This is a genomic window from Streptomyces sp. NPDC055099 (assembly GCF_053607685.1).
Genome location: NZ_JBSGUA010000014.1, coordinates 129,086 through 154,891 on the forward strand (window position 1 = coordinate 129,086; position 25,806 = coordinate 154,891).

The window sequence follows — 25,806 nt, forward strand, 5'->3', positions numbered from 1 at the left end:
CCGCGACCCCCGGAGACGCCGCCGTCACCCACTTCCCTGTCCCCAGGCGGCGCCTTGCCCACTGGAGGAAGTTGTGTCCACGGCCAGTGCCGCCCCCGCGGCCGACAAGAAGAAGGGCTCCGGCGCGATGGCTGTCATGCAGCGCATCGGCCGCAGCCTCATGCTGCCGGTCGCCGTGCTGCCCGCAGGCGCCCTGCTCGTCCGGCTCGGCAACCCCGACATGCTCGGACGCCCGTCGTTCCCGGACTTCATCACGAAGATCGCCGGCTTCATGGCCGCGGGCGGCAACGCCATTCTCGACAACATGGCGCTGCTGTTCGCCGTCGGCATCGCGATCGGCTTCGCCAAGAAGTCGGACGGCTCGACGGCCCTGGCCGCCGTCACCGGCTACCTGGTCTTCAAGAACGTGCTCGCCACGTTCACCGACCCGAACCTCGACAAGATCGCCAAGGTCGTCGACGGCAAAATAGTCATGACCGAGGCCCCGGTGGACGCCAAGGTCCTCGGCGGTGTCGTGATGGGCATCGTCGTCGCCCTGCTCTACCAGAAGTTCTACCGGACCAAGCTGCCCGACTGGGCCGGCTTCTTCGGCGGCCGCCGCCTCGTCCCGATCCTGTCGGCCTTCGCGGGCCTGCTCCTCGGCATCGTCTTCGGCTACATCTGGCCGGTCCTCGGCACGGGTCTGCACAACTTCGGCGAGTGGCTCGTCGGTTCGGGCGCCGTGGGCGCGGGCATCTTCGGTGTCGCCAACCGCGCGCTGATCCCGGTCGGCATGCACCACCTCCTGAACTCCTTCCCGTGGTTCCAGGCCGGTTCGTACGAGGGCAAGAGCGGCGACATCAACCGCTTCCTCGCGGGTGACCCGACCGCCGGACAGTTCATGACCGGCTTCTTCCCGATCATGATGTTCGCGCTTCCCGCGGCCTGCCTCGCGATCGTCCACTGCGCCCGTCCCGAGCGCCGCAAGGTCGTCGGCGGCATGATGTTCTCGCTCGCGCTCACCGCCTTCGTGACCGGTGTGACCGAGCCGATCGAGTTCACGTTCATGTTCATCGCCCCGGTCCTGTACGCGATCCACGCGGTGCTCACCGGTGTCTCCATGGCGCTGACCTGGGCGCTCGGCATGAAGGACGGCTTCGGCTTCTCGGCGGGAGCGGTCGACTTCTTCCTCAACCTCGGCATCGCCAGCAACCCATGGGGCCTGGCCCTGGTGGGCCTGTGCTTCGCGGCGGTCTACTACGCGGTCTTCCGCTTCGCGATCACCAAGTGGAACCTCCCGACGCCGGGCCGCGAGTCCGACGAGGAGCTCGCCGAGATCCTCAAGGCCGAGGCGAAGTAGCCTCCCGCCCCCTTGCGTGACGAAGCCCCGCACCGTTGAGACCAACGGTGCGGGGCTTCGTCATGTCCGCGGCTCGCGTGCCGCGCTAGATCTCGTACGTCCGGCCGGGCGCGGCGAGTTCGGTGGGGCCGTCGTACACCGAGCGCGCGTCCGCCAGGTTGACCTGCGGGTCCGTCCACGGCGGGATGTGGGTGAGGACCAGGCGCCCGGCGCCCGCGCGGCGGGCGGACTCGCCCGCCTCGCGGCCGTTGAGGTGCAGGTCGGGGATGTTCTCCTTGCCGTGCGTGAAGGCCGCCTCGCAGAGGAACAGGTCGGTTTCGGCGGCCAGTTCGTCGAGCGCGCCGCACGCCCCGGTGTCTCCCGAGTAGGTGAGGGACCTGCCCCCGTGCTCGACGCGGATGCCGTACGCCTCGACGGGGTGGCACACCTTCTCCGTGCGCACCGAGAACGGGCCGATGTCGAACGAGGCCGGCTTCACGGTGTGGAAGTCGAAGACCTCGCTCATCGAGGAGGCCGATGGGGTGTCGGCGTACGCGGTGGTCAGGCGCTGTTCCGTGCCCTCGGGTCCGTAGACCGGGATGGGGGCGCAGCGGCCGCCTTCGTGCCGGTAGTAGCGCGCCACGAAGTAGGCGCACATGTCGATGCAGTGGTCGGCGTGCAGGTGGCTGAGGAAGATCGCGTCCAGGTCGTACAGACCGACGTGGCGCTGCAGCTCGCCGAGGGCGCCATTGCCCATGTCGAGCAGCAGCCGGAAGCCGTCGGCCTCTACGAGGTAGCTCGAACAGGCCGAGTCCGCGGACGGAAACGACCCCGAGCAGCCGACGACGGTGAGCTTCATGGAGCGGAAACCTCCGGGGGCGAAACGGGGGTTGTGCGGGGGCCTTGCGGGGGCTCGCGAAGGGCCTGCGACAGGCTCTTCGAGGAGTGCTGCGGTCCGTCGAGCGTAAGGCGCAAAAGGTCCGGTCGCTCCTCCGTCGTGGGCCGTTGTGGGAGAACTCACCTGCTCTGTCACCGGTTCGGGGGGCGCGCGGGGCGGGGAGCGCCCCGGTACCGTCTGCGGTATGGATACGTCATGGTGGCTCGCCCTGGCCGCCGTGGTGGTGCTCGCGGCGGTCGCCGCGTTGGTGGACGGCCGGGGTCGCAGCGACCGCGGTCCCCGCGGGCGTACCACCCGGCCGCCGGGCCGTCCGCGCGGCCCGCGGCGCAGGCTGCCCGCGCCGAGACCGGCGGAGATCTGGTGGGCGCGGGTGCCGTACGAGGACGGCCCTGGGGCGAAGGACCGGCCGTGTCTGGTGCTTTCGGTGCGGGGCGAGAGCGCGGTCGTCGCGAAGATCACCAGCAAGTACCACGACGAGCGGGCCGGGGTGATTCCCCTGCCGCCCGGGTCGGTGGGGGACGCGCGGGGCCGCCCGAGCTTCCTGGAGACGGACGAGCTGCGGGACGTGCCGGTGTGGGAGTTCCGCAGGCGGGCGGGGATCGTGGATCCGGCGTTGTGGGATCAGGTGCGGTATCTGGCGGGCTGAGCGGCAACGGAAAGCGCGGGGCGGGCCGGAGGTATCCGGCCCGCCCCGCGTTTTTCTGTGTCTGCTTCTAAGCCCACAGCTGTCCCTGCACCGTGTCGATGGCCTCCTCGGTCGTCGCCGCGGTGTAGACGCCGGTCGAGAGGTATTTCCAGCCACCGTCGGCCACCACGAACGCGATGTCGGCGGACTCCCCCGCGGCCACGGCCTTCTTGCCGACGCCGATCGCCGCGTGCAGTGCGGCGCCGGTGGAGACCCCGGCGAAGATGCCCTCCTGCTGGAGGAGCTCACGGGTGCGGGTCACCGCGTCCGCCGAGCCGACCGAGAAGCGGGTGGTCAGGACGGACGCGTCGTACAGCTCGGGCACGAAGCCCTCGTCGAGGTTGCGCAGGCCGTACACGAGGTCGTCGTAGCGGGGCTCCGCGGCGACGATCTTGATGTCCGGCTTCTGCTCGCGCAGGAAGCGGCCCACGCCCATGAGCGTGCCCGTCGTGCCGAGGCCCGCCACGAAGTGGGTGATGGAGGGCAGGTCGGCGAGGATCTCGGGGCCGGTGCCCGCGTAGTGGGCGCCCGCGTTGTCCGGGTTGCCGTACTGGTAGAGCATGACCCAGTCCGGGTGCTCGGCGGAGAGCTCCTTGGCGACGCGTACGGCCGTGTTGGAGCCGCCGGCCGCCGGGGACGAGATGATCTCCGCGCCCCACATGGCGAGGAGGTCGCGCCGCTCCTGCGAGGTGTTCTCCGGCATGACGCACACGATGCGGTAGCCCTTGAGCTTGGCCGCCATCGCGAGCGAGATGCCCGTGTTGCCGGACGTCGGCTCCAGGATCGTGCAGCCGGGCGTCAACCGCCCGTCCTTCTCCGCCTGTTCGACCATGTGCAGCGCCGGGCGGTCCTTGATGGAACCGGTGGGGTTACGGTCCTCCAGCTTCGCCCAGATGCGGACGTCCTCGGACGGAGAAAGGCGCGGCAGGCGGACGAGGGGCGTGTTGCCCACGGCCGCCAGCGGGGAGTCGTAGCGAGGCATCCGCGATCAGACCATGCCGCCGGCCACGGCCGGGAGGATCGTGACGTTGTCGCCGTCCGTGAGCTTGGTGGAGATGCCGTCCAGGAAGCGGACGTCCTCGTCGTTCAGGTACACGTTCACGAAGCGGCGCAGCTTGTCGCCGTCCACGATGCGCTCGGCGATGCCCGCGTGCCGCGAGTCGAGGTCGCTGAAGAGCTCGGCGAGGTTGTCGCCGCTGCCCTCGACGGCCTTGGCGCCGTCGGTGTAGGTGCGGAGGATGGTCGGGATGCGGACCTCGATGGCCATGGCTTGGGCTCCTGTCGGGAGAAGTCACGTGGGTGGGCGCGCGGCGGCCCGGTCGTGCGGGTGCGTAAGTGCGGGTGCATGAGGTGCGGGTGCGTAGGCGTTACGCGGGGACGGCGCCGCGGCTCACGGCCGTACGGCGGCGGCTGTCAGCGCGAACAGATCGCGCTGGAGAGCCTGCACAAATCGACGTGCAGACGCGCAACGAGCAGCATGCCCGGCATCTTGTCGCTCACGTCGTGGGGAACCATGCGGTCATCGTATCGATTCCCGGTCCGGGTTCTGGAATGTGATCTCACATGGTGGATGGTTTGCGTCCATCACGTGGATGGGGGGAGGTAGGTGACCGTCGGCGCCCCGGTCGCGGGGTGCACCGAGACCTCTGCCGTGACCCCGTACACCTCGGCGAGGAGCTCGCTGGTCAGGACTTCTTTGGGCGGTCCCGACGCGACGAGGGTGCCGGCGTGAAGGACGTACAGGCGGTCGCAGTAGTAGGCCGCCAGATTGAGGTCGTGCAGGGCCAGCACATTCGTCGTGCCGAGGTCGCGGACCAGGGCGAGGATCTCCAGCTGGTAGCGGATGTCCAGATGATTGGTCGGCTCGTCGAGGACGAGGACCGCGGGCTCCTGCACCAGCGCCCTCGCCACCAGGGCGCGCTGGCGCTCCCCGCCGGAGAGCCCGGCGAAGACGCGGTGCGCGAGGTCCGCGGCGCCCACCCTCTCCAGCGCCTCGCCGACCAGGACGTCGTCCCGGGCGGTGTCCGCCTCCCAGAAGCGTTTGTGCGGCGAGCGGCCCATGGCGACGATCTGCCGGACGGTGAGCTCGAAGCCGGTGTGCCCGTCCTGCGGGACGGTGGCGATGCGGCGGGCGCGGTCCTTGGCCGAGCGGCCCGCCAGGTCGTCACCGTCCAGGAGGACACGGCCGCCGGTGGGCGCGAGGGTGCCGTAGACGCAGCGCAGGAGGGTGGTCTTGCCGCTGCCGTTGGGGCCGACGATGCCGATGGTCTCGCCGGGGGCGGCGTGCAGGGTCACGTCGTCGACGAGGGTCTTCTCGCCTGTGCGGTAGGTGAGGGACTCGGTGGTCAGGGTCGCCGCCGGGTTACTCATGCGCTTGCCTCCGTACGGTTCCTTCGCAGCATCCACAGGAAGAACGGGCCGCCCGTCAGCGCGGTGAGGACGCCGACCGGGATGTCCTGCGGCGCCGCGACCGTGCGCGCGGCGAGGTCGGCGGCCACCAGGAACACCGCGCCCATCAGGGCCACCACCGGCAGCAGCGTCCGGTGGGCGGCGCCGACCAGCATCCGGGCCGCGTGCGGCACCATCAGGCCGACGAAGCCGATGGCCCCGCTGTACGCCACGAGTACGCCGGTCAGGAGCGAGGCGAGGAGGAAGACGGCGGCGCGGAAGCGGGCCGTGTCGAGGCCGAGGACGGTGGCGCCCTCCTCGCCCACCAAGAGGAGATCCAGGGGCCTGGCGAGGGCGACGAGCAGTGCCGTGCCGAGGATGAGCGCGATGCCGGGCAGGGCGAGCATGTCCCAGCGGGCACTGCCGAGGCCGCCGAGGGTCCAGTACAGGACTTCCTTGAGGTGGTCGGTGCTGTCGGCGGTGATCAGGATCAGGCTGGTCAGGGCGGACAGGATGTACGAGACCGCCACTCCGGCCAGGATCAGGCGCCCGGTGGCGAAGCCGCCGCCCCCTGACCTCGCCAGGGTGTAGACGACGAGGAGCGAGAGCAGGGCGCCCGCGAAGGCCGCGGCCGGGATGGTGACGGTGGTGGCGAGGCCCGCCCCCAGGCCGAAGACGCTGCCGAGGACGATGACGGCCACGGCTCCGGCGGAGGCGCCGGAGGAGACTCCCAGCAGGAACGGGTCGGCCAGGGGGTTCCTCACCAGGGCCTGGAGGACGGTGCCGATGACGGCCAGTCCCGCGCCCACGGCTGCGCCGAGCAGGACCCTGGGGAGTCTCACGTCCAGCACGATGGTGCGGAACGGGGAGGGTTGCGCACCTCCCGTCAGGATCTCCAGGACGTCGGCGGTGGGGATGCGTACCGAGCCCAGAGCGAGGCCGGCCATGACCACCGCGGCGAGAGCGAGAAGGAGCCCGGCGACGACGGCGCCGTACATCACCGGCTTCGCCGAGTTCGTCCTCAAACGCCGGACGGGCTGAAGTACCCGGCGCACGGGCTGAGCCCGGCCCTTCACAGCTGAGCCGCCAGCTTCCCCACCGCAGCCGGTGCCCGTACCCCCACCACCGTGTCCGACAGCGGAAGTACCGCGAACCGCTTGTGCTTGATGGCGGGTACGTCCGCCAGGACCGGGTCGTCCAGGAGGCGCTTCTTCTTCTGGGCCACCGTCGTGCCGCCGTAGTCGAGGATCACGATCACCTCGGGCTTGCGGTCGACCACCGACTCCCAGGACGCGTCGCCGAAGGACTTGTCCAGGTCGGCGAAGACGTTGCGGCCGCCCGCCCGTTCGATGATGTCGTTGCCGATGCCCCGGCCGCCCGCCGTGAAGGCCGTCTTGTCGCCGCTGTCGTAGACGAAGACGGGGACGGGCTTCTTCGGCTTCGCCTCCGTCCGCGCCAGTTCACGCTTCGCCGCGGCCACCCACTTGTCCGCCCGCGCCCGCACCCCGAACGTGCTGCCGACCTCGCGGACCTCCTTGTAGACGTCGTCCATCGACACCGCCCGCTTCGCGCAGCCCTCGACGTTCAGGCGGCTCTCGATGCCGGACTTCGCCAGGGCCCCGCGGCTGCGGCCCTCGCCCGCCAGGAAGGCGCTCGCGTAGCCGCCGTAGACGAAGTCGGGGTTCGCGGCCAGGAGCTTCTCGTACGAGGGGTACTCCTTGGCCAGGACCGGGGTGTCCGCGTACGCCTTCGCGTACTTCGGCAGGACCTTGTCGTCCAGGTACGCCGTGCCCGCGATGCGGTCCTTGAGGCCCAGCTCCAGCATCACCTCCGTGACGTGCTGGTTCATCGTCACGGCGCGCTTCGGGGGTGCTTCGTACGTCGTCTTCACGCCGCAGTTCGTGACCGTGTACGGGAAGCCGGGGGCCTTGGACTCCGGCTTGGCGTCGGTGCCGCCGGAGGACGAGCACGCGGCGAGCGGGAGCAGCAGGGCCGCGGTCATGAGCACGCGTATGGGGCGGGGCATGGCTGAGCGCCTCCTCCAGGGGATTTCCGCGTCCCCTGCGTCGTGGGAGAAGAAGGCGGCAGGTCAGTTCCTGACTGCCCCACCCGTGATGGGTGGGGTCACAGTGGCGGGACCGTGCCGGACTCGCACCGGCTTCCTGGGTCCTGCCGCCTCAAAGGTGAAGCTCAGTATGCCTGGACGACCTTCACCTCTTCTTCGGTGACCTCGCCGTCCACGATCCGGTAGGAGCGGAACTGGAACTCGCCCGCGCCGTCGGTGTCGGCCGTGGAGACCAGGACGTAGTGCGCGCCCGGCTCGTTGGCGTACGTGATGTCGGTGCGCGAGGGGTAGGCCTCGGTCGCCGTGTGCGAGTGGTAGACGATCACCGGCTCCTCGTCGCGGTCGTCCATCTCGCGGTAGAGCTTGAGGAGGTCACCCGAGTCGAACTCGTAGAACGTGGGTGAGCGTGCCGCGTTCAGCATCGGGATGAAGCGCTCGGGGCGGCCGGTTCCCTCCGGGCCCGCGACCACACCGCAGGCCTCGTCGGGGTGGTCCTGGCGCGCGTGCGCGACGATCTGGTCGTGAAGGGCCTGGGTCAGGGTCAGCATGGCAGCCAGGATAAGCAGAAGGGCCGGCCCGTACCGAAGAGTGGTACGGACCGGCCCACATGCTGGGATCAGGCGGTGAATCGAGGTGCGTCAGCCGGTGATCAGGACTTCGCGAGGTCCTTCTGGCCCGCCTCGCCGCCACCCGTCGACTGCGTGTCGTTGCGCTTCTGCATGACCAGGTAGCCGATGCCCAGGATCAGGGCCCAGACCGGAGCCGCGTAGAGCGAGATCCGCGCGTCCTCGTCGATGCCCATCATGACGATGACCATCGCGATGAAGGCGAGCGCGAACCAGCTCGTGTACGGGGCGCCCGGCGCCCGGAAGGTGGACTGCGGCAGCTCGCCGCGGTCGGCCTTGCGGCGGTACTTGATCTGGCAGATCAGGATCATGATCCAGGCCCACATGCCGGAGATGGTCGCGAAGGAGACGACGTAGTTGAACGCCTCGCCCGGCCACTGGTAGTTGATCCAGACGCCGACCAGCATCAGGGTCGCCGAGAAGGTGGTGCCGACCAGCGGCAGGCCGTTCTTCGTCAGCTTGGTGAAGAACTTCGGGCCCTGGCCGTTGAGCGCGAGGTCGCGCAGCATGCGGCCGGTGGAGTACATGCCCGAGTTGCAGGAGGAGAGCGCGGCCGTCAGGACGACGAAGTTGACGATCGCGGCCCCGATGCCGAGGCCCATCTCCTGGAAGGCCGCCACGAACGGCGAGACGCCCGGCTCGAACGTGGTCCACGGCACGACGGAGAGGATCATGATGAGCGCGCCGACGTAGAAGACGGCGATGCGCCACGGCACGGTGTTGATGGCCTTGGGCAGGACGGTCTTCGGGTCCTTGGACTCGCCCGCGGTGACGCCGACGAGCTCGACGGCGAGGAAGGCGAACATCACGATCTGCAGCGTCATCAGCGTGGAGCCGATGCCGTTCGGGAAGAAGCCGCCCTGGTCCCACAGGTGGGAGACGGACGCGGTGTCACCGGCGTCGGAGAAGCCGATGGTGAGGATGCCGGCGCAGATGAGGATCATGCCGATGATCGCGGTGACCTTGACCATCGAGAACCAGAACTCGAGCTCACCGAAGAGCTTCACCGAGATCAGGTTGGCGCCGTACAGGATGACCGTGAAGATCAGCGCGTACGCCCATTGCGGGATGGCGTCGTGTGTCCAGTACTGCATGTACTGGGCCGCTGCCGTGACTTCCGTGATGCCGGTGACGACCCAGAAGAGCCAGTACGTCCAGCCGGTCACGTACCCGAAGAACGGGCCGATGAATTCACGCGCGTACTCCGAGAAGGAGCCCGAGACGGCGCGGTACATGAGCAGCTCGCCCAGGGCGCGCATGATGAAGAAGATGACAAGGCCGGCGATGGCGTACGCCAGGATGAGGCTCGGACCGGCCTTGTGAATGGCCTTGCCCGCGCCGAGGAACAGGCCGGTGCCGATGGCACCGCCGATCGCGATCATCTGGATCTGCCGGGCGCCGAGCCCGCGCTGATATCCCTCGCCTGACGTACCGGACGAACCGCCCGCTCCGTCGGCCTCATTGCCGTCGTGATGCTCTTCGACCTGCACTGAGGTCATGGTGACGCCTTTCTCCACGCTGATCCGTGCCCGCAGTCTGCGTATGGCCACGGATCAGGTCCTGATCCCCCCGGATATGGATGGAGTGCTACCGGCGGTCTGCCGGCCCGAGCGCCATCGGTGACATGGGTGGCGTCACCGAGTGGTCGTGAAGATTTATCACGCCCGCAACAGTGATCGGCCGTGGCACGTGTGGCCCATGCCACGAGAAGAACCGGACAAAATTCCCTTGACGCGTCAAAAGTGTGCATTGAAGTGACGCGATCGTTATCCGGATTTGAGCGTCCGATGAGCGAACGAGGGGTAACGCTGCTACATACATCGACTTTGCGGATGCACCGGTCGGCCCGCGTGTGACTCGCGCGACTCCCCGGGGGACCCCGCGCGGGAGTTCTAGCCGATCAGCGTGGAGACGAGCGTCTCCTGGAGGCCGCCGAGCCAGAGGTAGGCCATCACCATCGGTTTGCGGGCGTCGGAGTCCGGCAGCTGGTAGAGCAGGTCCGTGTCGTCCTCGTCGGTCACCTCGAGGCGGGCGCCGATCGCCAGGCGCAGGTCGTTGAGCGCGCCGAGCCAGTGCTTCGACTCGTCGGCCGACAGCTTCAGGACGGCGCCGCCCTCGCCCTTGGACGTCATGGAGTCCAGGGAGCGAATCACCACCAGGGCGTCGTCGCGCTTCTTGGCCCGCAGGTCGTTCTCGGTGAAGCGCCTGAACTCCGAGGAGTACGCGCGCAGTTCGTCGGCATCGTCCTTCTCGCTGCCGGGGCCGCCGTACGCGTCCGGGAGGAGCCGCTGGAGGACCGGATCGGTGGGCGGCTCGCTCGGGCCCTCCGCGAACAGCTCCGCGAGGGGGTCGTCGGAGGCGTCCTCGGCCGGACCCGGGCCGATCAGCTCCAGGAGCTGCACGGCGAGGGAGCGGATGATCGAGATCTCGACCTCGTCGAGCGCGACGGCCGCGCCGCCCCCGGGGATCGCTTCAAATTGTCCTGGCATCAGATGCGTCGCTACTTCCGGTCCTGCTGGAGGGTGGCCCACAGACCGTATCCGTGCATGGCCTGTACGTCGCGCTCCATCTCCTCGCGGGAGCCGGTGGAGACGACCGCGCGGCCCTTCTGGTGCACGTCCATCATGAGCTTCGTGGCCTTCTCCTTCGAGTACCCGAAGTAGGACTGGAACACGTAGGTCACGTAACTCATCAGATTGACCGGGTCGTTGTGGACGAGCGTGATCCAGGGAACGTCGGGCTCCGGGACGGCGAACGTCTCTTCGGCCGATTCCGGGCGGGTGATCTCTGCGGGAGCCGTACTCACTTGTCCCATGCTGCCACCCGCAGGGGGCCCTCGCACAAATGGACTCAGGAAATCGTCAGAGTGACGAGATGCGGGGTAGCATCCTTCATATGAACACAGCGGACCTTGGGCTGCCGGTGGATGTTCCGTCGACCGCGCTCTTCACGGATCACTACGAGCTCACGATGCTGCAGGCCGCGCTGAAGGCCGGCACGGCCGACCGGCGCTCCGTCTTCGAGGTCTTCACGCGCAGACTGCCCGAGGGGCGCCGCTACGGAGTGGTGGCCGGGACGGGCCGGGTCCTGGACGCCGTGGAGAACTTCCGCTTCGACGCCGACGTCATCGGCTTCCTGCGCGAGCGCCGCGTCGTCGACGAGGAAACCCTCCGGTGGCTGTCCTCGTACCGCTTCAGCGGCGACATCTGGGGCTATCCGGAGGGCGAGGTCTACTTCCCCGGCTCTCCCCTCCTGCGGGTGGAGGGCTCCTTCGCGGAGTGCGTGCTCCTGGAGACGGTGATCCTCTCCATCCTCAACCACGACTCGGCGATCGCGGCCGCCGCTTCCCGCATGGCCTCGGCCGCCGGGGAGCGCCCGCTGATCGAGATGGGCGCCCGGCGCACGCACGAGCTGGCGGCCGTGGCCGCCTCGCGCGCCGCGTACGTCGGCGGTTTCACCACCACGTCCGACCTCGCGGCCGGGTTCCGCTACGACATCCCCACGGTCGGCACGTCGGCCCACGCCTTCACCCTGCTGCACGACAACGAACGTGACGCCTTCCAGGCCCAGGTCGACTCGCTCGGTCCCGGCACGACCCTGCTGGTCGACACGTACGACGTGACGGAGGCCGTGCGCACCGCCGTCGAGGTCGCCGGGCCCGAGCTGGGCGCCGTGCGCATCGACTCCGGTGACCTGCTCCTGGTCGCCCACCGGGTGCGCGACCAGCTGGACGAGCTGGGTGCGGCCAACACGAAGATCGTCGTCACCTCCGACCTCGACGAGTACGCCATCGCCTCGCTCGCGGCGGCGCCCGTGGACGCGTACGGCGTGGGCACGCAGCTCGTCACCGGTTCCGGGCACCCGACCTGTTCGATGGTCTACAAGCTGGTGGCCCGCGCGCACTCGGCGGACCCGAAGGCCCCGCTGGAGCCGGTCGCCAAGAAGTCCCTCGGCGCCAAGTCGTCGGTCGGCGGTCGCAAGTGGGCCGCGCGGCGGCCCGACGAGCACGGGGTCGCCGAGGCCGAGGTGATCGGCACGGGAGCGGTGCCGGTGGAGCTCGCCGACCACCAGCTCCAGGTCGAGCTGGTCAAGGGCGGTGAGGTGGTGGCACGTGAACCGCTGGACACCGTGCGCGAGCGGCACGCGGCGGCGCGGGCCCGGCTGCCCCTGTCGGCCACGCAGCTGTCGAAGGGCGAAGCCGTCATCCCGACGGAATACATCTGATTGTGCGCCGGAGCGGAGAAGGGGCGTTCGAACGCCCTCTCCCGCTTCGCGTTCGAAGTCTCTACGCTCGGTTCATCCGGCCGAGTCCCCCACTCCCACGAGTCTTGCCGAGCCGAAGGACACCCGATGCGCCGCGCCCTGATCGTCGTCGATGTGCAGAACGACTTCTGCGAGGGCGGCAGCCTCGCGGTCGCGGGGGGTGCCGATGTGGCCGCCGCGATCACCGAGCTGATCGGCCAGGCACCCGCGGGCTACCGGCACGTGGTGGCCACCCGTGACCACCACATCGACCCCGGCGACCACTTCTCCGACCAGCCGGACTACGCCCGCTCCTGGCCGCCGCACTGCGTGGCGGGCACGGAGGGGATCGGCTTCCACCCGAACTTCGCGCCGGCCGTGGCCTCCGGGGCCATCGACTCGGTCTTCGACAAGGGGGCCTACTCGGCCGCGTACAGCGGCTTCGAGGGGGCCGACGAGAACGGCGTCTCGCTGGCCGACTGGCTGCGGGCCCGGAAGATCACCGAGGTGGACGTGGTGGGCATCGCCACGGACCACTGTGTGCGCGCCACGGCCCTCGACGCGGCCCGGGAGGGCTTCGGCACGACGGTCCTGCTCGACCTGACCGCCGGCGTCTCCAAGGAGACGACAGAGCGGGCTGTGGAGGAGCTGCGGGCGGCGGGCGTCGAGCTGACGGGCAAGCCGGTGGTCTAGGCCCGCAAGAGCCGCGGGCCTCCAAGGGGCGCGGGGCTGTGACATGTGCGGCTCCGCCGCGTGGGCGCGATCAGCCCCCACCGGCCCGCAGGGGCAGATCAGACGGTCTCTGCCCTTGAAGCGTCTGCCGCTTCAAGGCCCTGATCGGATGCCAAAGCTCAGCCGCAGCGTCCGGCGCCGTACGCCATATGAGCCCGTCCGGGTGATGCAGGACCGCCGTGATCTCGTCCGGCGTCGGCGGCTCCGCGTTGCCCCGCAGATAGACGGCCCGCAGGCCGAGGTTCCGCAGGCGTGTCAGCGCCCTCGCGCGGTTCACCGCATGGACGATCATGCGGACGCTGCCGCCGCCCAGAGCCGGGTTCGGCAGGGTCAGGGCCACCACCACGCTGCCGTTCGGCAGCTTGCTGAAACCTCCTGCGGACATGGCTGGTCACACCCCCGTGAGACGTCGCACGGCGCCCCTGGCCGGACGCCGTGTCAATAAGAAATCCACAGGACGCACCTAAACACGATCGGCCGCCGCCCGCTAGGGGGCGACGGCCGATCATGCTTTGACCTGCGAAAACGCTGATTACTTCTTGGAGGGGCCGACCTGGACCGTGATCGAGGAGCCATCCTTCGGCTGCTTCACGATCTTGATCTGGGTGTTGGTGTCAGTGACCTTGACACTTCCCGTGGGGTTCTCCTTGAACCAGTAGGTGCCCTTGTGGTCGTCGAAGACCGGGACGCCCTTCTGGGACTTGATCTTCAGCGCGACGTCCGCGTTGTGGAGCGTGAACTTGTCCGTCGCGTACTTGCTGAAGGGCGCGTCGAACGGCTGGATCTTGTTCCGCAGCAGGGTGCCGTCCGCCCACTTGAGCGGCTTGGCGTGCGCGTCCACCGGAAGGATCAGGCCCTCGCCGGGGTGCGCGCTGGTGTTGTTGTCCTTCTGCGAGGTGTCCCACTGCCAGACCATGAGGCCGGTCTGGTACGCGTAGTGCTCCACCCAGTCCGGACGGGACTTGGAGAAGCCGAAGTTGTACGGGCCGACCTTCAGGGTCTTGTCGTACGACACGTACTGGCGGTTCTCGGCGAGGTAGTACTGGTCGTACTTCTTGGTGAAGGACTCGCCGATGCGCGAAAAGCCCTTCGCCGTCCAGCCGTTGTCGTCGCCCTCGGCGCCGTCCTCGAAGACCTTGGCGCCGTCCGCGGTGATCGCGAGGGCGTCGGCCGCGAAGCCCTTGCCGCCCGCGCCGCCGTCCGTCGAGTAACGGAACCGGACGTCGATCTTCTTGCCGGCGTACGCGTCGAGCGAGAACGCGAGCTTCTTGTACGCGCCCGAGGCACCCGTCAACGCGGGCTTGTCACCGGCGTCGCGCGTGATGGGCTTGCCGTCCGCGGTCCCGTCCACGGGCGTCCAGTTGGCGCCGCCGTCCGTCGACACCTCGGTGTAGAGGTAGTCGTAGTTGGCCTCGATGTCCCACCAACCGTCAAGGGAGAGCGCGGCCTTGGACTTGCCGGTCAGGTCGACCGAGCGCGTCAGGGTGTTCTTGAGGTCGTCGCCCTGGTCGCTCCACCACTGCTTGGAGCCCTCGGTGGGCTTGGTGACCGTGGTGGTGACGGCCTTCTTGGGCAGGTCGACGACGAGCGCCTGGCGGTGGCGGGTGTTGTACTCCGCGACGCCCAGCTTGTGCTCGGACGTCGTCGCGGCCTTGGCCTTGGCGTAGTCGAGCCAGCCCAGCTGGAACTTGTCCCAGGCGGTCATGTCGCCGGGCAGGTCACCGATGGCGTCCTTGCCGGTGCCGAGCCAGGAACCGGCCGACATCAGCGACCAGAAGCCGACCGAGTTCTCGCCCTTGCCCGTGGTGTCGTACAGGTCGGGCAGGCCCAGGTCGTGGCCGTACTCGTGGGCGAAGACGCCGAGGCCGCCGTTCTCCGGCTGCATCGTGTAGTCGCCGACCCAGATGCCCGAGTCGCCGATCTGCGTGCCGCCCGCCTTGTTCTCGGCCGGACCGGTCTTGCCGGCGTCGCTGCCGTACGCGTACCAGCGGTGCGCCCACAGCGCGTTCTCGCCCTCGGCGCCGCCGCCCGCCGACTCGTCCTCGCCCGCGTGGACGATCTGGAAGTGGTCGATGTACCCGTCGGGCTCGTTGAACTCGCCGTCGCCGTCGAAGTCGTAGCGGTCCCAGAGGTCGTACTTGGCGAGGTCCGCCTTGATCTGGGCGTCCGTGCGGCCCTGGGCCTTCTGGTCCTTGGTCCACGCGGTGACGCCGTCCTTCACCGCGTCCCAGACGTTGGCGCAGTTGGAGTCGCCGCAGTAGTTGGAGCCGTACCGCGCCTCGTTGTAGTCGACCTTGACCCAGTCGGAGACCTCGCCGTCGACCGAGTAACGGCCGGAGGAGGTCTTCTCGTAGTAGGTCTTCAGGGAGTGCTTGGTCTTGCCCTTGGCGTCCTTGCCCTCACCGAAGTAGAGGTCCTGGAAGTGCTTCTGGTTGTAGTCCTTCTGCCAGGCCGTGCTGTTGTCCTTCGCACGGTCCGGCTCGGCTATCTGGTTGTGCGCGGGGCCGGGCTTGCCGCCGTACTTCTTGACCGGCGCCTCGGGTCCTTCCGGGCCGTCCGGGTCGTACATGGTGGTGTCGTCCACCTTGTCGCCGAACTCGACGAGGATCGTGAAGATCTTGTCGGTCTTCTCCCGGCCGAGCTCGACGTACTTCTTGTCGTCGAGCTTCACGACCTGGGAGCCGCCGCGCTTCTGCACCTTGGCGTCGCCCTCGATGACCTGCTGAAGGGCGGCCTTGCGCTGCTGGGCCTGCTGCTTGCTGAAGGGCCCCTCGAGGTCGTGGTCGACCTGCGCCTTGGCCCTGCTCGGGTCCTGCCGGTCGATGGCGGGAGCCCCGCTCGGCCCACTCTCCTCGGCCGACGCGGTGGCTGCCGAGAACGTGGCGGCTGCCGCGGCCATGGCCACGGCGGCCGCGGTGGCTCTGAACGTCCGTCTGCTGACTGTCACTTGATGATGTCCTCCCCCGCGTCCGCGCGAAGGCGGGCCGAGGTCCCGGTCGGAGGAGGTCCGCGCGCGATACGCGTCACAAGTGACGACATTGGACCGGAGATACGGAAGAAAAGACAGACCTTGACTTGAACAGGCCAAGTACACTATGCAGGTTCGGCGATCCGGTATCCGGACGTGCACGCCCGCTTGCCCGCATGGTCAACAGGCGCGTCCCACCGTCCACTTGATGGACGCCATGAACCCGTGCGCCCCCTGTGCTGCCGCACCGTGGGTTAGGTCACGCTTACCGCCCGTTCCCGTCGGGCATGCAGCGGAATAGAGTCAATCGACGGTGCGCTACTGCGCGAGGCGGCACTTCTCAAGTCGCCGCAGCCAGGCACCCTTTGATTCGTATACAGCTTGATATTGGGCTAGACCACAGCTCCACACCGGGCACGACCACCCCCGCATCCGCTGTCCCGAGGACGGATTACGCCATGCCTCGTCCCATGCCGCTGCCTCGTCCGACCCCTGCTCAAGTCACCTACGGCACGCTGACGGTCATTTTCTCGACGCTCGCCATGCTGCTGCTTTCCCAGACGAGTTCGGGCCTCGCGGTCGCGGTGATAGCCGTCGCCGCCCTCGGCCTCGGCTTACTGGTGGCGATGACGGTCCCCCAGCCGAAACCCGCGGCCGCGCCGGGCGAACGCGTCGCTCCCGCCGCCAGGGCCACCGAGGAGCGCGTCCCCGTCCAGCGAACCTCCGCTCCCGTGCTCGCCGAGTCCGTGCGCGAGCCGGCGGGCCCGTGAGGATCACGAGCCCGCCCGAACCACCGATGTCCCTGCCGCCGCGGCGGTCTGCCGCGGTCAGCCGGTGCTGACCACCACCGTCTTGGCCGCCTTGTCGTGCAGGCCCTGCTTGTAGGGCTTGTCGAAGAAGCTCCAGCCGCCGCAGATCGCCGTCCAGATGCAGGCGCAGCAGAACGCGAACGGCAGCCAGAGGACGGCCGCGCGGACGAGCGCGGTCTGTAGGGTGGGGGTCGCCCCGTCGTTGAGGTTCGCGACCCGCAGCCCCAGCCACTTCTTGCCCAGGGTCTGGCCCGTCCTGGAGATCATGAAGCTGTCGTACGCGATGTAGAGCACGGCGGCGAGCAGCGACTGCCCGAAGCTCTTCCCGTACTCGACCTTGTCCGGGTCGACGTCGAACTCGCTCGTGCCGAAGCCCCACGAGAGCAGCCAGACGACCACGCCGACGAGGATCATGTCGAGGATGCGGGCCAGCACACGCTTGCCGCTCTCCGCCAGGGGCGGCATCCCGGCGAGAGGGTCGTTCCCTCCGCCGTACATGCCTCCGCCGCCGCTCCCCCCGTAGGGATCTCCACCGCCGCCGTACGGCGGGGGCGGCGGCGGTGTGCCATAGGGCGAGCCGGAGCCGCTGCCGGGCGGTGGCGCGCCGTAGGGAGAGCCGCCATCCTGCGGGGGCTGCTTCCTGAAGGGGTCGTTGTCGTCGGGGGGCGGCGGGTACTGCGGCGGTTCGGTGCTCATGGGCCGAGTCGACCGCGAGTGCGCCGGTGGCGCATCCGGCGAGCGGCTGTCCGGGTTAAGGGGCGCCCGGTGGGCTAACCCGCCACAAACGTTCCGGCGGCCTTGTCGTGCCAGCACTGCCGCCAGGGCCGGTCGAACAGGCCCCACAGGACGCCGACGACCCCGATGACCAGGACTCCCGGCACCGCGTAGACGAGCCAGCGCTTGAGCGCCGAGCCGAACGACGGCGTCTCGTGCTCCTCCATGTCCCGCACCTGGAGCCCGAGGACCTTCTTGCCGAGGGTCCGTCCCCACTTGGCCGTGGGCAGCACCTCGTAGAGCACGCCGAAGAGGAGCAGTACGGCCAGGACCATTCCCAGATATCCCGCCGTGGTGCCGTCGAGCAGCCACACGGTGACCTTCTCGCCGGACATCTTCGCCGCGTCGATCTTGCTGTCGACGTGGTCGGCGGCCTTCGCGCCGAGCGGCAGCGCGGCGGCGCCGGTCACGGCCACCAGGACCAGGGTGTCGATGAGCCGGGCTGCGAACCGCTTGCCGAGCCCCGCGGGGCGTCCCGCCGCCTGGTTCTGCGCCATCGCGAGGAACGGGTCGCTGGCCACGGGCTTCCACGGCACGACGGGCTGCTGCTGTCCGTCGCCCTCGGCGAGCTGGTGCACCTGCTGCGCCCACGAGGGCGAGCCGCCGCCGGGCCCCGAGGTCACGGGCGTGGCCGCACCACCGGGCGAACCGCCCTGCTGCGGGACGGTGGGCTGCACGGGAGCGGGCGCGGGCGCGGGTGCCGGAGCGGGGGCGGGCGCCGGGGCGGGCGCGGCGGCCTGCGGGGGTACGACGGCCTGCGGAGGTACGGCGGTCTGCGCGGGCGCCGGGGTCTGCGCGGGCGCCGGGGTCTGCGCCGCCGCACCGGAGGATTTCGGGCGCAGGGCCCGGATCGCCATGGTGCCTTCGGTGCCGGGCGAGGCCGCGGTGGGCCGCACCGGACCCGAGGGCCTGCGGAACGTCACGGTGCCCTCCGTCGAGGGCTGCTCCTGCTCGGGCGGTGTGCCCGCCCCCGGCTTGACCGCGCGGATCTGCACGGTGCCGGGCCCGTTCCCCTCCGGGGAGGGGGACGCGGAGGAAGGCACCCGCGGGTCCCGCGGACTGCCGGCCGCCTGCGAGGCGTCCCGCTGCTCGGGCTCGGGTTCGGACTCGGGCTCGGGCTCGCCCCAGGAAACGCGCCGGTCCTGCTCACCGCCGAGCCCCGTCTGCCGGGCCGCGTCCGCCTGCCACGCGGAGGCGGGTTCGGGCCTGGCCCCGTGCTGCGAGACCTCGGCGTCCGCCGTACCGCCCGCCGCTCCGCCCGTCGCGCCGGACCCCGGCATGGGCTCCTCGTCGAAGAAGTGCGGCCCGGTCTCCTCCGCGGGTGCGGGCGCCGCGGCCCCGGTCCCCGCCCCCGGAGGTGCCGGGAGCGATTCGCCGTCGGTCGGGGCGGGACGACTGGTCCCGGGCACCCAGGCCGCGCCGTTCCAGTACCGGACATATCCGGGAATGGACGGATCGGGGTAGTAGCCTTCGCGGGGCCTGTCGTCGCCTGCGGCCGGAGTTGGGGCGCTCATGTCCGTCGTCCCGTATCTGCTCGGGGGTCTTTTTGAGGCTACACATCTATCAGACCCTCGCGTCCGCCTGGGCTACTCCTGCCCTACAGACCACTTTCCGGGCACAGTTCAACCACGTACGAAAAAAGTTTCCGGAACCCGCGTAATGCTCGGCGTCCACCGCGCTCTCTCCTTGCACGGGCCCGCTCCAGGGCCCAGGACAAGGAAGGAACAGCACCGACATGCACACCGTGGTGGAACGCGAGCTCGAGCTCAAACTCGTCCTGTCCCCGGAACGCGCGATCGCCGTACCGGCCCGCCTCAGCTACCGCACCGACGACCCCTACGCCGTCCACATCGCCTTTCACATCGGCTCCGAGCACCCCGTGAACTGGACGTTCGCCCGCGAACTGCTGGTCGAGGGGGTGTTCAGGCCCTGCGGACACGGCGACGTACGGGTCTGGCCGACCAAGGTCGAGGGGCGCAGCGTCGTCCTGATGGCGCTGAGTTCACCCGACGGGGACGCCCTCCTGGAGGCGCCGGCGCCCGCCGTGTCCGCCTGGCTGGAGCGCACCCTGCGGGTGGTCCCTCCGGGCTCTGAGGCCGAGCGGCTCGGCATCGACGACGGCCTCGCCGAGCTGCTCACGCCGACCACGGGCCGCGCCGACGACCTGTGGCTGCGGGACCCCTGGCCCTCGGACGAGTCCACGGACGGTGAGTGAGCCGGCTCACGGGGGCCAGGGTCAGCGCTGCTTGCCGAAGCGTCAGAACAGCTTGCCGGGGTTGAGGAGGGAGAGCGGGTCGAAGGCTGCCTTGATGGCGCGCTGCATCTCCACGCCCACCGGGCCGATCTCGCGCGCCAGCCACTCCTTCTTCAGGACGCCCACGCCGTGTTCGCCGGTGATCGTGCCGCCGAGTTCCAGACCGAGGGCCATGATCTCGTCGAAGGACTCGCGGGCCCGGCGGCCCTCGTCGGCGTCGGCGGCGTCGAAGCACACGGTGGGGTGGGTGTTGCCGTCGCCGGCGTGGGCGCAGACGCCGATCGTGAGGCTGTACTTGTCGGCGATGCGCTCCACGCCTTCGAGCATGGCGGCGAGCTTGGAGCGCGGCACGCACACGTCGTCGATCATCGTCGTGCCCTTGACGGCTTCGAGCGCGGTGAGCGACAACCGCCGCGCCTGGAGCAGCAGTTCGGACTCCGCCGCGTCCTCGGCCGGTACCACCTGGGTGGCACCCGCGGCCTCGCAGAGCGCGCCGACGGCCGCGAGGTCCGCCGCGGGGTCGGCGGTGTCGAAGGCGGCGAGCAGCAGTGCCTCGGTGGTCTCCGGCAGGCCCATGTGGGCCAGCGCGTTGACGGCCCTGATGGTCGTGCGGTCCATCAGCTCCAGGAGGGAGGGGACGTGCCCGCCTTCCATGATCTTGCACACGGCGTCGCAGGCGGCCTTCGCCGAGCCGAACTCGGCTGCCAGGACGAGCTGTTGGGGCGGCTGCGGCTTCAGGGCGAGGGTGGCGCGGACGACGATGCCGAGGCTGCCCTCGGAGCCGACGAAGAGACGGGTGAGGTCGTAGCCCGCGACGCCCTTGGCGGTGCGCTTTCCGGTGCTCATGAGCCGTCCGTCGGCGAGGACGACGTCGAGGCCGAGCACGTACTCCGCCGTCACCCCGTACTTCACGCAGCACAGGCCGCCCGAGGCCGTGCCGATGTTCCCGCCGATGGTACAGGTCTCCCAACTGGACGGGTCCGGCGGGTAGTAGAGGCCGTGTTCGTTGACGGCGCGGGAGAGGGCGGCGTTGACGACGCCGGGTTCGACCACCGCGATCCGGTCGACGGGGTTGATCTCCAGGATGCGGTCCATCTTGACCAGCGAGAGGACGATGCAGCCCTCGCTGGCGTTCGCGCCGCCGGACAGGCCCGTGCGGGCGCCCTGCGGGACCACCGGGACCCGTAGCTCGGTCGCGGTGCGCATGACGTGCTGGACCTGTTCGACGGTGCGCGGCAGGACGACGACGGCCGGGGTGCCCGCGTCGCAGAAGCTCGCCATGTCGTTCGCGTACGAGGACGTGATGTCGGGGTCCGTGAGGACGGCGTCGGCGGGGAGTGCCTCGCGCCCGACACAGAGACGTTCGATGAGTGTGCGGCTCATGATCACAGCCTCGCACCCGGGGCCATCGGTGTGAACCCGTGTGCGACGCCCGTCCACGTGCCGTGATGTGCTCTTCGTATTGACGCACAGTGAGCGCCATGGAGATCGAGACCGGGTCCGAATCCGTTACGGAGCAGGCCGGCAAGGCCGAGAAGGCGCGGCCGGTGGCCGCGCCCCGTCTCTGGAGCGAGTCGCCGGGCGCGCGCCGCTCCCCCGCCCTGCGGCGGGTCCTCGTCGCCTCCGTCGCCGGGTGTGTGGTGCTCGGCGGTGTGGTGGTGCTGCTGCCCGGCTCGGACGGGAAGGCGGCGCCGCCCGCTCTTGGTCCCGCCGGGCGGGCGATGGCCGCCGCGGGGGCCGGGGCTCCGGCGGCGCTGCCCGATCTGACGGTCCTGATCGAGGAGCGGGAGGCGCATCTGCGCAAGCATCCGGGGGACGACGAGTCGTGGGCGGTGCTCGGGGCCGCCTACGTCGAGCGGGGCCTTCGGACCGCGGACTCCGCGTACTACCCCAAGGCGGAGGCGGCGCTGCGTACGTCCCTCAGGACCCGCCCGGAGGGGAACGCCCAGGCGCTGACGGGCATGGCGGCGCTGGCGAACGCGCGGCACGACTTCCGTGGGGCCAAGAAGTGGGCCGAGGGCGCGGTCAGGCTCGCGCCGAAGCGGTGGTCGGCCTATCCGGCGCTGATCGAGGCGTACGGCGGACTGGGGGACGCGAAGGGTGTGGGGAAGGCCCTGGAGACGCTCCAGGAGCTGAACGCGGACATCCCTTCGGTGATGGTGCGGTCCGGGCAGGTCTACCGGGACCGCGGCTGGCGCGAGGACGCGGCGGCGAAGCTGACGGACGCGGCGGCGCTCGCGGAGGGGCCCGCGGAGAAGGCGGTGTGCCTGTACCGGGTGGGCGAGCTGACCTGGGAACGGGGCGATCCGGCGGAGGCCCTGCGCTACTACGAGGCGGCGCTGGTCGCGGACCCGGACCATCACCCTTCCCTCGCCGGGAAGGGCCGCGCGCTCGCCGCCCTGGGCCGTACGTCGGAGGCCCTGCGCTCCTACCAGAGCGCGCTGGTCAAGCAGCCCGCCCCGGAGTACGCCCTGGAGCTTGGCGAGTTGTACGAGTCGCTGCGGCTCGGTCCGGCCGCCCGGGCGCAGTACGACGTGCTGCGGGCCCGGGTGAAGCAGGAGGGGGTCAACGGCGTCAACGACGAGCGCATCCTCGGCCTCTTCGAGGCGGACCACGGGGACGCGGACGCGGCGGTGGAGCGCCTGCGTGCGGAGTTCAAGCGGCACGCCAGTCCGCAGGTGGCGGACGCGCTGGGCTGGGCGCTGCATCGGTCCGGCGAGGACAAGGAGGCCCTGAAGTACGCGAAGCGGGCCACGGAGAAGGGCCCGCTGGTCGCGGTGTACGCCTATCACCGGGGGCAGATCGAGAGGGACCTGGGCAAGTACGGTGCGGCTCGGCGTCACATCGGCGAGGCGATGCGCCGGAACCCCTACTTCTCCCCGCTGCTCGCCCCTGCGGCGCGGGCCGCCCTGAAGCGCCTGGGCGATCCTCCCTCGGGCGGCCCGGCCCAGATGTACGCCCCCCGTGGCGAACGCCCGGCCCCGCTGCCTTCCCCGTCCCCGTCCCCGTCGAAGCCTCGCTCCAGCGAGAGCTGACCCGGGGGTCAGAGCTGGGACGTGCCGATCAGGGCGTTGCGGGTGACGAGCCCGACGAGGTCCGCCTCCGGGAGGGAGGCCGCGGAGTCGGGCCGCCGGGGCAGGACCATGTAGCGGGTCTCGGCGCTGGAGTCCCAGACCGTGATCTGCGTGTCGGGCGGCAGAACGAGGCCGAACTCCGCGAGCACCGCCCGCGGCTCCCGCACCACCCGGGAGCGGTACGCCTCGCTCTTGTACCAGCTCGGGGACGGGCCGAGGAGACGCACCGGATAGCAGGAGCACAGCGTGCAGACGACGACGTTGTGGACGTGCGCGGTGTTCTCCACCACCCGCAGCCGCTGCGGCTGGACCCCGCCCGCCGCGTAGCCCAGCTCCGCCACCGCCGACGTACCGTCCGCGAGCAGGCGCTCCTTGAACGCGGGGTCCGTCCACGCCCGCGCCACCACCCGCGCCCCGTTCAGCGGGGACGACCCCGCGAGGAACGCGTCCAGGGCCTCGTCGAGGACGACCCCCGCGACGATCCCCCGCTCCTCCAACAGGGCTTCCAGACCCCGTACTTGGCGGGAGATCACCGCGTCGTCGTGCGTGCCGGACATCAGCCGTCCTCCGAGGGTTCGGGTTCCAGGTAGCTCTCCCACAGGTCGAGGACCACCCCGTGCTCCCCCTCGCCCCACAGCTCCCACGCGGCGAACCGCACCGCGTACACCTGCTCCACCGGCGCGTCACCCCGCCCCTGGGAGCTGACGTCCGCCAGCGGGTGGCGCCCCTCGGGCTCGATCACCACGCCCGACTTGCCGCGGGCGTACCGCGGCAGACGGGTGTGGTGGGCCGGGTCGTGGTGGACGGTGCGGACGCGGGCGCCCGGGACGAAACGGTCACCCATCCCGCTCACCCAGCCGGCTCACGTCACCGGCCGTCAGCACGCCCTTGCGCACCAACAGCACCCGGATCGCGTGGAACCACCGCTCGTAGTACGACGCCGCCAGGTACTCACCCGGCGGCATCGTCTCCACGGCGTCCCTGAACTCGTCCAGGTTGTAGACGCCTTCACGCACCAGCGCACTGTTGAGCGCGAACACCCGCGCCTCCCAGTCCGCGTGGAAGGGCTCCGTGTCGTCGGTGGTGTCGATGGGCCCGAAGCCCGTCATCCCGCCGACGTCATTGATCCTGGCCATGCCCGCACCCTAATGCGGAACCCTTCCGGCAGCCCCTGCTCAAGGTCGATCTCTACAGATTGCCGCGCTTCTCCTGCTCCCGCTCGATCGCCTCGAACAGCGCCTTGAAGTTGCCCTTGCCGAAGCCCATCGAGCCGTGCCGCTCGATCATCTCGAAGAAGACCGTCGGACGGTCCTGGACCGGCTTGGTGAAGATCTGGAGCAGGTAGCCGTCCTCGTCGCGGTCGACCAGGATCTTCAGCTCGCGCAGGGTCTCCACCGGGACGCGGGTCTCGCCGGCCCACTCGCCCAGCGTGTCGTAGTACGAGTCGGGGGTGTCCAGGAACTGCACCCCGGCCGCGCGCATGGTGCGTACGGACTCCACGATGTCGTTCGTGGCGAGGGCGATGTGCTGGACGCCCGCGCCGCCGTAGAACTCCAGGTACTCGTCGATCTGGGACTTCTTCTTGGCGATGGCGGGCTCGTTGATGGGGAACTTCACCTTGAGGGTGCCGTCCGCGACCACCTTCGACATCAGCGCGCTGTACTCGGTCGCGATGTCGTCGCCCACGAACTCCTTCATGTTCGTGAAGCCCATGACCTTGTTGTAGAAGGCGACCCACTCGTTCATCTTGCCGAGCTCGACGTTGCCGACGCAGTGGTCGATCGCCTGGAAGGTGCGCTTGGCGGGCGGCTCGACGATCGGGGATGCGGCCTGGAAGCCGGGCAGGTAGGGGCCGTCGTAACCGCTGCGGTCGACGAGGGTGTGACGGGTCTTGCCGTACGTCGCGATGGCGGCGAGGACGACCGTGCCGTTCTCGTCCTTGACCTCGTACGGCTCGGTGAGGCCGCGGGCGCCGTGCTCGACGGCGTACGCGTACGCGGCGCGCGCGTCCGGCACCTCGATGGCGAGGTCGACGACACCGTCACCGTGCTCGGCGACGTGGCCCTCGATGAAGTTGCCCCAGTCCGTGGACGCCTTGATGACGGAGGTGAGCACGAAGCGGGCGCCGCCGTTGGTGAGGACGTACGAGGCGGTCTCGCGGCTGCCGGTCTCCGGTCCCGCGTACGCCACGAGTTTCATGCCGAACGCCGTGGAGTAGTAGTGGGCCGCCTGCTTGGCGTTGCCCACGGCGAAGACGACCGCGTCCATTCCCTTGACCGGGAAGGGATCGGCCTCGCGTGCGGTGTGGGGGGTGCCGGAGACGGCTGACGTGGGCTGAGTGTTCGCGGTAGCTGCCATGTCCGCAGGCTCCCGCCGTATCGCAAGGTGCGCAATAGTTTGCGTATTCAGTGGGCAATTTGTATGGCGACAGGCCAGGATGAGCGGGCTATCTGTACATGATGACCACCCCCGAAGCGGAGCTGAGCGCACCATGACGATCGATCATCTGGACGGCAGGCTCATCGTGCTGCTCGCCCGCGAGCCCCGTATCGGCGTCCTGGAGGCGTCCCGCAGGCTGGGCGTCGCGCGCGGGACCGTGCAGGCCCGGATGGACCGCCTTCAGTCGAACGGAGTCATCCGCGGCTTCGGTCCGGAGGTCGACCCCGCGGCCCTCGGCTACCCCGTCACCGCGTTCGCGACGCTGGAGATCAAACAGGGCCAGGGCGCCGACGTACGGGCACATTTGGCGACCGTCGCCGAGGTGCTCGAACTGCACACCATCACCGGTCACGGCGACATGCTCTGCCGTCTGGTGGCCCGTTCGAACGCGGATCTCCAACGTGTGATCGACCGGGTGGTGGGTTTTGATGGCATCGTCCGGGCCTCCACGGCGATCGTCATGGAGAACCCTGTTCCGCTGCGCATCATCCCGCTGGTCGAACAGGCATCGGAGGACACCTGACGCGGGCAGAC

At 69.8% G+C, this 25,806-nt stretch carries 28 protein-coding genes and 1 riboswitch; of the genes, 8 read left to right on the forward strand and 20 right to left on the reverse strand.

Annotated features, from left to right (window positions below):
* Positions 1-73: 73 nt before the first annotated feature.
* Positions 74-1,339, forward strand: a complete 1,266-nt coding sequence (locus ACWFRU_RS30275; RefSeq protein ID WP_453691292.1) for a PTS transporter subunit EIIC — start codon at positions 74-76, stop codon at positions 1,337-1,339.
* A gap of 85 nt (positions 1,340-1,424) precedes the next feature.
* Here ACWFRU_RS30275 and ACWFRU_RS30280 read toward each other — a convergent pair whose 3' ends face one another.
* On the reverse strand, positions 1,425-2,177 hold the full coding sequence (locus tag ACWFRU_RS30280) for an MBL fold metallo-hydrolase (protein ID WP_453691293.1): 753 nt from the start codon (positions 2,175-2,177) through the stop codon (positions 1,425-1,427).
* Between the two features lie 223 nt (positions 2,178-2,400).
* Between ACWFRU_RS30280 and ACWFRU_RS30285 the strand changes: the two genes are divergently transcribed.
* Entirely contained in the window at positions 2,401-2,862 is a 462-nt protein-coding gene (locus ACWFRU_RS30285; RefSeq protein ID WP_453691294.1) for a type II toxin-antitoxin system PemK/MazF family toxin, read from the forward strand.
* Positions 2,863-2,929: 67 nt separating this feature from the next.
* On the opposite strand, the gene ACWFRU_RS30290 is transcribed toward ACWFRU_RS30285, so the two are convergent.
* The 10 genes from ACWFRU_RS30290 to clpS form a co-directional block, all read right to left on the reverse strand.
* On the reverse strand, positions 2,930-3,883 hold the full coding sequence (locus ACWFRU_RS30290; RefSeq protein WP_453691295.1) for a PLP-dependent cysteine synthase family protein: 954 nt from the start codon (positions 3,881-3,883) through the stop codon (positions 2,930-2,932).
* A gap of 6 nt (positions 3,884-3,889) precedes the next feature.
* Positions 3,890-4,168 carry a MoaD/ThiS family protein gene (locus ACWFRU_RS30295; protein WP_363211437.1) on the reverse strand — a complete coding sequence of 93 codons (279 nt, stop codon included), beginning with the start codon at positions 4,166-4,168 and terminating at the stop codon, positions 3,890-3,892.
* 146 nt (positions 4,169-4,314) lie between these two features.
* Positions 4,315-4,416, reverse strand: coding sequence for a putative leader peptide (locus ACWFRU_RS30300; protein ID WP_336605789.1), 102 nt, complete (start codon positions 4,414-4,416; stop codon positions 4,315-4,317).
* Between the two features lie 69 nt (positions 4,417-4,485).
* On the reverse strand, positions 4,486-5,271 hold the full coding sequence (locus tag ACWFRU_RS30305) for an ABC transporter ATP-binding protein (protein WP_453691296.1): 786 nt from the start codon (positions 5,269-5,271) through the stop codon (positions 4,486-4,488).
* Positions 5,268-6,287 carry a FecCD family ABC transporter permease gene (locus tag ACWFRU_RS30310; RefSeq protein ID WP_453691404.1) on the reverse strand — a complete coding sequence of 340 codons (1,020 nt, stop codon included), beginning with the start codon at positions 6,285-6,287 and terminating at the stop codon, positions 5,268-5,270. The genes ACWFRU_RS30305 and ACWFRU_RS30310 overlap by 4 nt, the downstream gene beginning before the upstream one ends.
* Before the next feature lie 74 nt (positions 6,288-6,361).
* Complete coding sequence (locus tag ACWFRU_RS30315) at positions 6,362-7,315, reverse strand: ABC transporter substrate-binding protein (RefSeq protein ID WP_453691297.1); 954 nt, start codon at positions 7,313-7,315, stop codon at positions 6,362-6,364.
* A 44-nt stretch (positions 7,316-7,359) separates the two neighbouring features.
* A riboswitch (cobalamin riboswitch) is annotated at positions 7,360-7,477 on the reverse strand.
* Positions 7,478-7,479: 2 nt separating this feature from the next.
* Positions 7,480-7,902, reverse strand: a complete 423-nt coding sequence (locus tag ACWFRU_RS30320) for a Mov34/MPN/PAD-1 family protein (protein WP_453691298.1) — start codon at positions 7,900-7,902, stop codon at positions 7,480-7,482.
* A 101-nt stretch (positions 7,903-8,003) separates the two neighbouring features.
* Positions 8,004-9,479, reverse strand: a complete 1,476-nt coding sequence (locus tag ACWFRU_RS30325; RefSeq protein WP_453691299.1) for an amino acid permease — start codon at positions 9,477-9,479, stop codon at positions 8,004-8,006.
* Between the two features lie 393 nt (positions 9,480-9,872).
* Positions 9,873-10,469: a DUF2017 domain-containing protein gene (locus ACWFRU_RS30330; protein WP_453691300.1), complete on the reverse strand. Its 597-nt coding sequence runs from the start codon at positions 10,467-10,469 to the stop codon at positions 9,873-9,875.
* 11 nt (positions 10,470-10,480) lie between these two features.
* Positions 10,481-10,795 carry an ATP-dependent Clp protease adapter ClpS gene (gene clpS / locus ACWFRU_RS30335; RefSeq protein ID WP_453691301.1) on the reverse strand — a complete coding sequence of 105 codons (315 nt, stop codon included), beginning with the start codon at positions 10,793-10,795 and terminating at the stop codon, positions 10,481-10,483.
* A gap of 80 nt (positions 10,796-10,875) precedes the next feature.
* Between clpS and ACWFRU_RS30340 the strand changes: the two genes are divergently transcribed.
* Complete coding sequence (locus tag ACWFRU_RS30340) at positions 10,876-12,204, forward strand: nicotinate phosphoribosyltransferase (protein ID WP_453691302.1); 1,329 nt, start codon at positions 10,876-10,878, stop codon at positions 12,202-12,204.
* A gap of 126 nt (positions 12,205-12,330) precedes the next feature.
* The gene (locus ACWFRU_RS30345) at positions 12,331-12,915 is read left to right on the forward strand and encodes an isochorismatase family protein (RefSeq protein WP_453691303.1); all 585 of its coding nucleotides are present in this window, start codon (positions 12,331-12,333) and stop codon (positions 12,913-12,915) included.
* 70 nt (positions 12,916-12,985) lie between these two features.
* Here the strand turns inward: ACWFRU_RS30345 and ACWFRU_RS30350 are convergent, their stop codons facing one another.
* Both ACWFRU_RS30350 and ACWFRU_RS30355 read right to left on the reverse strand, forming a co-directional pair.
* Complete coding sequence (locus ACWFRU_RS30350; RefSeq protein WP_453691304.1) at positions 12,986-13,339, reverse strand: hypothetical protein; 354 nt, start codon at positions 13,337-13,339, stop codon at positions 12,986-12,988.
* Between the two features lie 147 nt (positions 13,340-13,486).
* On the reverse strand, positions 13,487-15,901 hold the full coding sequence (locus tag ACWFRU_RS30355) for an immune inhibitor A domain-containing protein (protein ID WP_453691305.1): 2,415 nt from the start codon (positions 15,899-15,901) through the stop codon (positions 13,487-13,489).
* A gap of 497 nt (positions 15,902-16,398) precedes the next feature.
* On the opposite strand from ACWFRU_RS30355, the gene ACWFRU_RS30360 reads away from it, so the two are divergent.
* Positions 16,399-16,692, forward strand: a complete 294-nt coding sequence (locus ACWFRU_RS30360; RefSeq protein ID WP_453691405.1) for a hypothetical protein — start codon at positions 16,399-16,401, stop codon at positions 16,690-16,692.
* A gap of 57 nt (positions 16,693-16,749) precedes the next feature.
* Here the strand turns inward: ACWFRU_RS30360 and ACWFRU_RS30365 are convergent, their stop codons facing one another.
* The gene (locus tag ACWFRU_RS30365; protein WP_453691306.1) at positions 16,750-17,427 is read right to left on the reverse strand and encodes an RDD family protein; all 678 of its coding nucleotides are present in this window, start codon (positions 17,425-17,427) and stop codon (positions 16,750-16,752) included.
* Between the two features lie 74 nt (positions 17,428-17,501).
* Entirely contained in the window at positions 17,502-19,019 is a 1,518-nt protein-coding gene (locus tag ACWFRU_RS30370; RefSeq protein ID WP_453691307.1) for an RDD family protein, read from the reverse strand.
* 221 nt (positions 19,020-19,240) lie between these two features.
* On the opposite strand from ACWFRU_RS30370, the gene ACWFRU_RS30375 reads away from it, so the two are divergent.
* Positions 19,241-19,720 carry an SsgA family sporulation/cell division regulator gene (locus ACWFRU_RS30375; protein ID WP_363211451.1) on the forward strand — a complete coding sequence of 160 codons (480 nt, stop codon included), beginning with the start codon at positions 19,241-19,243 and terminating at the stop codon, positions 19,718-19,720.
* 42 nt (positions 19,721-19,762) lie between these two features.
* Here ACWFRU_RS30375 and ACWFRU_RS30380 read toward each other — a convergent pair whose 3' ends face one another.
* Complete coding sequence (locus ACWFRU_RS30380; RefSeq protein ID WP_453691308.1) at positions 19,763-21,142, reverse strand: FAD-binding oxidoreductase; 1,380 nt, start codon at positions 21,140-21,142, stop codon at positions 19,763-19,765.
* Positions 21,143-21,240: 98 nt separating this feature from the next.
* Here ACWFRU_RS30380 and ACWFRU_RS30385 point away from each other — a divergent pair, with 98 nt between their 5' ends.
* Complete coding sequence (locus ACWFRU_RS30385) at positions 21,241-22,794, forward strand: tetratricopeptide repeat protein (RefSeq protein WP_453691309.1); 1,554 nt, start codon at positions 21,241-21,243, stop codon at positions 22,792-22,794.
* A gap of 8 nt (positions 22,795-22,802) precedes the next feature.
* On the opposite strand, the gene ACWFRU_RS30390 is transcribed toward ACWFRU_RS30385, so the two are convergent.
* The 4 genes from ACWFRU_RS30390 to hppD are packed head-to-tail and all read right to left on the reverse strand — an operon-like array spanning position 22,803 to position 25,191.
* On the reverse strand, positions 22,803-23,390 hold the full coding sequence (locus ACWFRU_RS30390) for a nitrile hydratase subunit alpha (protein WP_453691310.1): 588 nt from the start codon (positions 23,388-23,390) through the stop codon (positions 22,803-22,805).
* Positions 23,390-23,677: an SH3-like domain-containing protein gene (locus ACWFRU_RS30395; RefSeq protein WP_453691311.1), complete on the reverse strand. Its 288-nt coding sequence runs from the start codon at positions 23,675-23,677 to the stop codon at positions 23,390-23,392. The genes ACWFRU_RS30390 and ACWFRU_RS30395 overlap by 1 nt, the downstream gene beginning before the upstream one ends.
* A complete protein-coding gene (locus ACWFRU_RS30400) occupies positions 23,670-23,969 on the reverse strand; it encodes a hypothetical protein (protein ID WP_453691312.1) in 300 nt (99 codons plus the stop codon). The genes ACWFRU_RS30395 and ACWFRU_RS30400 overlap by 8 nt, the downstream gene beginning before the upstream one ends.
* A gap of 52 nt (positions 23,970-24,021) precedes the next feature.
* Entirely contained in the window at positions 24,022-25,191 is a 1,170-nt protein-coding gene (gene hppD / locus ACWFRU_RS30405) for a 4-hydroxyphenylpyruvate dioxygenase (RefSeq protein WP_453691313.1), read from the reverse strand.
* 133 nt (positions 25,192-25,324) lie between these two features.
* Between hppD and ACWFRU_RS30410 the strand changes: the two genes are divergently transcribed.
* Positions 25,325-25,795, forward strand: coding sequence for an Lrp/AsnC family transcriptional regulator (locus ACWFRU_RS30410; protein WP_160505290.1), 471 nt, complete (start codon positions 25,325-25,327; stop codon positions 25,793-25,795).
* Positions 25,796-25,806 lie beyond the last annotated feature (11 nt).